This is a genomic window from Pseudomonas sp. SDO5215_S409, from assembly GCF_054071325.1.
In genome coordinates this window covers 39,133-45,856 of sequence record NZ_JBSVWN010000055.1, presented here as the reverse complement: position 1 = coordinate 45,856, position 6,724 = coordinate 39,133, and the positions used below count along the sequence as shown (strand labels likewise).

The following is a 6,724-nucleotide window of genomic DNA, read 5'->3' as shown; positions in this document are numbered from 1 at the left end:
GGCACCTACGAATACCTCACCCGCACCAAGGCCTGGATGAACCAGAACCTGGGCAGCGCACTGCCCGCCTTGTTGGTGGGGCTGAACGTGTGGAACACCCACCACATTGCCAAACAGGCGCAGAACGATGGAAGGTTCACGGCGGATGAGCTGCGCAATATGGGGTCGAGCGCAGCGTATGCGGCGAATGCGATTGCGGCGTTGTGGGTGGGGCCGGCGTGGAATCGGGCGGGGGGGATGTCGGCGAAGCTGGGTCGCCAGACCTTGTCTCTCACAAGTGCTGGATACGCCCAATGGGCTGCTGCTGTTGCTTCAAAAAACCCAGGTGAGGCAGCACTGGCTAGCAAGTTTGCAGCCGCTTCCAAAGGACTGATTTTAAAAACTGTAACATGGGCAGCATTAGGTGCTGTTGCTGCAGGACTTGAAGTCTGGCAACTATCCGATGAAATAAATAATGCGACCAGTGAAGAAGAACAAAAGTTTCTTAAAGCAAAAAGAGTCGTTGTATTAGGCATGTTTGTGATTACTGGTGTACAAACTGTCGGGGCGGGCCTCGGTTACTGGCTCGGCTTCGCTTGGATCATGTCTACCCCGATAACAGTTGCTATAGCGTTTCTTGGTATTGCTTATTTAAGCTTGACGATGACTATCAACCGCTACAAGCGTGAGGGGCTGCGTTTATGGCTCTATCACTGTAATTGGGGGCAAGGAGCTATACCGGACTGGCTAGGCGATACGGGACATCTCAAACAGATGCAAGCTTTATTGGAAACACTACAACGCCCAAGCGTAAGCGGGAGGGTATTGTATTCCGGCGGTGGCAGTACCCCGAGAAAATGGCTGGGCTTTTGGGTACAAGTCCAAGTACCTGCAGCTTTGTCCGGGAAAGAAATAATCCTCCAACCGGCAATGATCAACAAACACCATTTCTCTCAAGATGAACTACTATCCGTGAAGGATAGATTTTATGATCAGTTTCTTAACGGAAACTGGGCAGATCCGAAGACGCTGGGAGTGCTTCCTAACAGCCCAAAAGAGCCAAATGTTTCAGCGGACTTCTCCTACCTAGACAGTGAGCAGCCGCGACTGTGGCAAGTATGGATCAACACCTCAACGCAAAATCCAATTCTTGAATTAGAGATTAAGTATCCGGCTGGAGTACTTCAGCGCAATGATGGCCGTGGCTATATGTTCCGGATCGCATTTGATCGAGCCACAACCGACTCGGATCGTGTTAACACCCCGTTTAATAGTGTGTTGGAAGCCGAGAACGATATCGTGCTAGCTAGAAACAGCACCGTGCTGTTGAAATTGGCAGTGCCCAACTCAATTGATTAATGAGTCTATCCATGTTTAATTACAATAAGCCTCTCGATCTGCCCACTCAACTGCAGTGGAAATATTTGCATGAGGCGGCGTTGCTCAGCTGGACAATTCGCGCACGCAACTACAACACTTTTATCGCCAATACAATGTTTTGGACCTGCTTTACTCTAATATCAGGAGGCTCAATTCTGATTTATCGAAGCATGGATGATGATCCATTGTTCAGCGGGTTACTTACCCTAGCGTTTTTTATTATCACCAACATTGTTCTCATTTCAATAACCCATCACAAGATTAACTTCGCCTATCGCCTTACAACTTCGGGAATAGAGTGCTGCGAATGGAAAAAACCCTCTAAATTCTCTCCGGCAATTCTAAAATGGCTGACAGTAGCCACGGCAATTATTTTTATATTCATAGCTGTTGTCGATCCCGCCTCGCTATTTGAAGCACTTATAGGCCCTGGAGGCATGGGTCTGACTTATCTGTTAATAGCAAACTCAAAAAATCATCAAAATATGCATACCCACTACCACCATCTGGCTTACGAATGGAAGGACTTCACCCAACTGGCGATTGCAACCAATAGAGAAGTCGTTGATCTAAAATACACAATGTACGATGAAGGTATGGTTTCTTGGAACCAAAATATTTTCTGCAAAACAAAACAAAAGGAAAATGTCGGTCGCATTATAAAGTCTTACTTACCTACTGACGTCCCCTTCGTCAGGGCTAAAGTTAATGTCCCCATGAGCACTTCCTAAAAATGAAATTATATTAAATAAGTTTTAACATCTCGACCGATATTTGCGCATAAAAATATGCGAGCAGATAATTAAAGCCCCACAAAGCAGCAGGCGCTGTCAAATGGCATTTAACTTCAGCAAGCTCCTTGACCTCCCACCTCAACTCCAGTGGAAGCATACAGACGAACTGGAACTGCAGGCATGGACGATTCGCGCACGTAACTACAACACATTTGTAGCCAACGGCATATTCACACTTATGACCGTCCTCACGCTGGGCGGCGCATTCATAATGTACGCAGTCTACGAAGGCATGAGCCAACCATGGCGAATATTATCTTGTGCTTTTTATTTTGTGATCGCCCTGTCTATAGTTTCAAGCATGACTCATCAGCGAATCAATTTTGCCTATCGAATCACCTCGTCAGGCGTTGAATATTGCAAATGGAAAAACTTCCCAAAAAGTGCGTTAACTTTTCTGAAGTGGTTTTCCGGGATCACCGCTATCCTCTTTATTTACCTTGCCACTCTTGACCCTGCGTTCTTGTTCGGGCTCCTAATAGGCCCAGGCGGTATGGGTTTAACGTACCTGTCGATGGCGAATTCCAAAAATTATCAGGCAATGCACACCCAGTTCAATCACTACGCTTTTAAATGGTCAGACATCACACAGTTAGCCATCGCCACTAACAGAGAAGTGGTAAATTTTAAATACAGTGTCACGCTAAAAGGAGACCGCTACGAAACCCACTGGAGCCTCAACCTTTTTTGCCACCGCAACCAAAAAGAGGCCGTCGCCACTCTTATCAAGCCTTACTTATCCCCCAACGTCCCCGTCATCAGCGCCAAGGTCAACGTCCCCATGAGCACCGACCCTCTATAACCGCCCCCATGCACCCCTTGCATAAACCCCATTCCCCAAATGCACTTGCCAGCCCCCCACCCGACCGGCGAAAAACGCATTTTCCCCGTCCGGTGCTCCCTCCATGCCCCAGCCCCTGCGCAACGTGCTGTACATCATGTGCGACCAACTGCGTCGCGATTACCTCTCGTGCTACGGTCACCCGCACCTGCACACGCCCAATATCGACCGCCTGGCTGCCGCCGGGGTGCGGTTCAGTCGGGCCTACACCCAAGGCACCATTTGCGGCCCGTCGCGGATGTCGGCTTACACCGGGCGCTATGTGAGCAGTCATCAGGTGGCGTGGAACGCGGTGCCGTTGCCGTTGGAAGAGTTGACCCTCGGCGATTACCTGCGGCCCCATGGCATTCGTACGGCGCTGGTAGGCAAGACGCATGCGACGCCCAACCTGGAAGCCTTGCAGCGGCTTGAGATCGACCCCGACGGCGATCAGGCGCAGCCGCTGAATGAAGTGGGGTTTGAGGCGTATTGCCGGCATGACGGGATTTTCCCCGACAGCCCGTTGTTCGAGGACAAGCGCGAGTCTGCGCCCTACACCCATTACCTGCGCCTGCACGGTTACGACGGTGAAAACCCGTGGCACACCTGGGCCAATGCGGCGGCCGGTGAGGCGGGGGACGTGCTCAGTGGCTGGCACATGCGCAACGCTCCCCTGCCCGCGCGGGTGGCCGAGCCGCACTCGGAAACGGTCTACACCACCGACCGCGCTATCGATTTCATCAGCGAGCAAGGCGAGCAGCCGTGGTGCCTGCACCTGTCCTACATCAAGCCGCACTGGCCCTATATCGCGCCTGCGCCGTACCACGCGTTGTATGGCGCGGCCCAGGTGCAGGCGCCGATTCGGCCGCTGCCGCAAAACGCCAGTGATCACCCGGTGTACCAGGCTTTTCGCCAGCATGAAGAGAGCCTGAATTTTTCTCGAGACGAGGTGCGCCTCACGGTGGTCCCGACGTACATGGGGTTGATTAAACAGGTGGACGATCAACTCGGTCGCCTGTTCGATTTCCTTCAAGGCAATGGGCGTTGGGATGACACGCTGATCGTGTTTACCAGCGATCACGGTGACTTTCTGGGCGACCATTTCCTCGGCGAAAAAGAGTTTTTGCTGGAGCCTGCGGTGGGGGTGCCGCTGATCGTGCGTGACCCGCGCTCTGCCGCTGATGTGAGCCGGGGTTCGGTGGATGAGAGGCTGGTGGAAACCATCGATGCGCTGCCCACCTTTTTACAGGCGTTGGGGCTGCCAGGGGCCGAGCACCGCCTGGAGGGCCGTTCGTTGATCCCGTTGCTGCACGGGGAAACCATCGACTGGCGGCGGTACGCAATTGCCGAATATGACTACGCCTTCCAGGCCCCCGCCCGGGAGCGTCTGGGGCAGCCGATCGACCGCTGCCGCATGACCATGGTGCGCAGCGAGCGCTGGAAGTACCTGGCCTACGACGGTATTCGGGCGCAGCTGTTTGACCTGCAAAACGACCCGCAAGAGCTGCATGACCTGGGGGCCAACCCGGCGTATGCGCAGGTGCGCGAGACGCATCAGGGGTATCTGTTTGAATGGCTGCGGGGGCTCAAGCGGCGCACCACCATCAGCCATGCCGAGATCGACCTGCGTGGGCAACGGTTCCGTTATGGCGACCCCGAAACGCAGAAAGTGGTGCAGATCGGCGTCTGGTAAATCGCACAAATCCCCGGTGGGAGCACGCGTGCTCCCACCGTTGGAACGCACGGGGTTCAGAGGCCTTTGGTGGTCTGGCTGCGTTGCCCTTGCACGCCCACCGGCACATCGCCTTTGAGCGTGACTCGCCGCACGATGCGCGCCTGGGTGCCGTAGTCGTTCACCGCGTAATGCTGGGTGGAGCGGTTGTCCCAGATCGCCACGTCGCCGGTCGCCCAGCGCCAGCGCACGGTGTTTTCCAGGCGGGTGACGTGGCTTTGCAGCAGGTTGAACAGGTGCGCCGAGTCGGCCTGTGAATAGCCCTTCAGGCGTTTGACGAAGTGCCCCAGCACCAGGCTTTTCTCACCGCTCACCGGGTGGACTCGCACCACCGGGTGCTCGGTTTCGTACACCGTGGAGGTAAACACCTTACGGTATTCCTCGAGCTTTTCCGGCGACACGTCTGGCTTGCGCGCCGCGTAGTCGTACTCGTTGCTGTGCACCGCCCAAAGCGTGTCGGCCAGTGCCTGCAGTTCGGCGCTCAGGTCGTTGTAGGCGCTGGCGGTGTTGGCCCACACCGTATCGCCGCCCGAGGCGGGCGCGAGTACCGAGCGCAGGATGGACGCCTTGGGATACGCAGCCACAAAGGTCACGTCGGTGTGCCATGAATTGGCCCGCTGGCCGCGCCCGCCGTCCAGTTCCATCAAAAAGCGCGTGCCGTCGCGCACAGGCACGGTGGGGTGGGCAATCGGTTCGCCGAGCAAATGGGCGAAGGCCTCCTGGCTCTGATCGTCGAGGTGGGTCTGCCCACGAAAGAAGATCACTTTGTATTGCACCAGCGCCTGCTGGATGGCCTCGACGGTGGCGACGTCCAGCGCCCCGGACAAGGTGACGCCCCGGATCTCGGCACCGATGCGTCCGGCCACCGGGTGAATGTCCAGCGCCTGGGCGACGGGTTGAACAGCGAGTGCGGCATTGCTCATGGTGTTGACCCTCATCTGCGGTTGGAAACGCTCTGCGACAACGCTCTATTCATATGTAATTTAGGTCTAGCAAATGAACAAATGCTTCGTTGACGGAATAAGAGCTTGCATTTAAAACCTCAGCTCCCACGGTCGCAAATGCCTTCGACCTATTTTTTGGATGCCAGGAAAGCATATGGATCTTCGCCAACTGCGCTACTTCATTGCCCTCAACGAACACCGAAGTTTCGTACGTGCGGCCGATGCCATGGGCATCACCCAACCGGCGTTCAGCCGCAGTATTCAGGGCCTGGAGCAAGAGTTCGGGTGTGTGCTGGTCGACCGGGGCAACAAAGACCTGCGCCCCACGCCGGAGGGCCAGGTGGTGCTGCAACACGCCCTGAGCCTGGTGCATGGCGCGGCCTTGCTCAGCAGCGAAGTCACGCGCATGACCAAGCTCGATGCTGGCGAACTGCGCTTTGGCACCGGCCCTGCGCCCGCGGTGAAACTGGTGCCGGATGCCGTGGCGCGGTTCATCCAGGCCCACCCGAAGATCCGCACGCATTTCCAGGTGGATAATTGGGAAAAACTCAGCCGCAGCCTGAGCCGTGAAGAGATCGAATTTTTCATCGCCGACATTCGCCAGTTCGAGGCCGACCCGAACTTCCAGACCCAGGCGCTGACGCCCAAGCGCGGCGTATTTTTTTGCAGGCCCGGGCACCCGCTGTTGGCCAAGGACAGCCTGTCGACCAACGACATGTTCGACTACCCGCTGGCCACCCCGCTGATTTCCCAAGGCACGCGCAAGCTGCTGGCCAACCTCAGCGGGCGCATCGATTTTGAGCCGAGTATCCAGACCGAACATTTTCCAGCGCTGGTGAAGATCGTGCTGCAGTCGGACGCCATTGGCGTGGGCACCGAAGAAGCCTTCGGCGAGGACATCGCCAGCGGCGCACTGGCGCTGCTGCACTGGCGCAATTTGCCGCAGAACCTGGAGAGTCTCAACGCCCGTTGCGGGATTGTCAGCCGTACCGGGTATCGCCTGTCGCCAGCGGCGAAGGCGATGATCGAGACACTGGTGGCGGTGGACCGTCAGCCGGTGAGCGTGGCGGTCTGA

Annotated in this window: 5 protein-coding genes and 1 pseudogene; 5 read left to right on the top strand and 1 reads right to left on the bottom strand. The window is 55.9% G+C overall.

Going from position 1 to position 6,724, the window contains the following annotated elements:
• The 4 genes and pseudogenes from ACW9H9_RS23310 to ACW9H9_RS23295 all read left to right on the top strand — a co-directional run.
• Nucleotides 1–1,338: pseudogene (locus ACW9H9_RS23310) on the top strand (T6SS effector BTH_I2691 family protein); the annotation flags it as partial.
• An 11-nt stretch (nucleotides 1,339–1,349) separates the two neighbouring features.
• Entirely contained in the window at nucleotides 1,350–2,090 is a 741-nt protein-coding gene (locus ACW9H9_RS23305; RefSeq protein WP_457346516.1) for a hypothetical protein, read from the top strand.
• 103 nt (nucleotides 2,091–2,193) lie between these two features.
• A complete protein-coding gene (locus ACW9H9_RS23300) occupies nucleotides 2,194–2,955 on the top strand; it encodes a hypothetical protein (RefSeq protein ID WP_457346515.1) in 762 nt (253 codons plus the stop codon).
• Nucleotides 2,956–3,058: 103 nt separating this feature from the next.
• A complete protein-coding gene (locus tag ACW9H9_RS23295) occupies nucleotides 3,059–4,666 on the top strand; it encodes an alkaline phosphatase family protein (protein WP_457346513.1) in 1,608 nt (535 codons plus the stop codon).
• Nucleotides 4,667–4,722: 56 nt separating this feature from the next.
• On the opposite strand, the gene ACW9H9_RS23290 is transcribed toward ACW9H9_RS23295, so the two are convergent.
• Nucleotides 4,723–5,628, bottom strand: a complete 906-nt coding sequence (locus ACW9H9_RS23290) for a TauD/TfdA dioxygenase family protein (RefSeq protein WP_457346512.1) — start codon at nucleotides 5,626–5,628, stop codon at nucleotides 4,723–4,725.
• A 175-nt stretch (nucleotides 5,629–5,803) separates the two neighbouring features.
• On the opposite strand from ACW9H9_RS23290, the gene ACW9H9_RS23285 reads away from it, so the two are divergent.
• Nucleotides 5,804–6,724, top strand: a complete 921-nt coding sequence (locus tag ACW9H9_RS23285) for a LysR family transcriptional regulator (RefSeq protein ID WP_457346511.1) — start codon at nucleotides 5,804–5,806, stop codon at nucleotides 6,722–6,724.

Excerpts from the sequence above, each read along its gene's own strand:
- ACW9H9_RS23290 (WP_457346512.1), bottom strand. The coding sequence starts at position 5,628 with ATGAGCAATGCCGCACTCGCTGTTCAACCCGTCGCCCAGGCGCTGGAC.
- ACW9H9_RS23305 (WP_457346516.1), top strand. The coding sequence starts at position 1,350 with ATGTTTAATTACAATAAGCCTCTCGATCTGCCCACTCAACTGCAGTGG.
- ACW9H9_RS23300 (WP_457346515.1), top strand. The coding sequence starts at position 2,194 with ATGGCATTTAACTTCAGCAAGCTCCTTGACCTCCCACCTCAACTCCAG.
- ACW9H9_RS23295 (WP_457346513.1), top strand. The coding sequence starts at position 3,059 with ATGCCCCAGCCCCTGCGCAACGTGCTGTACATCATGTGCGACCAACTG.
- ACW9H9_RS23285 (WP_457346511.1), top strand. The coding sequence starts at position 5,804 with ATGGATCTTCGCCAACTGCGCTACTTCATTGCCCTCAACGAACACCGA.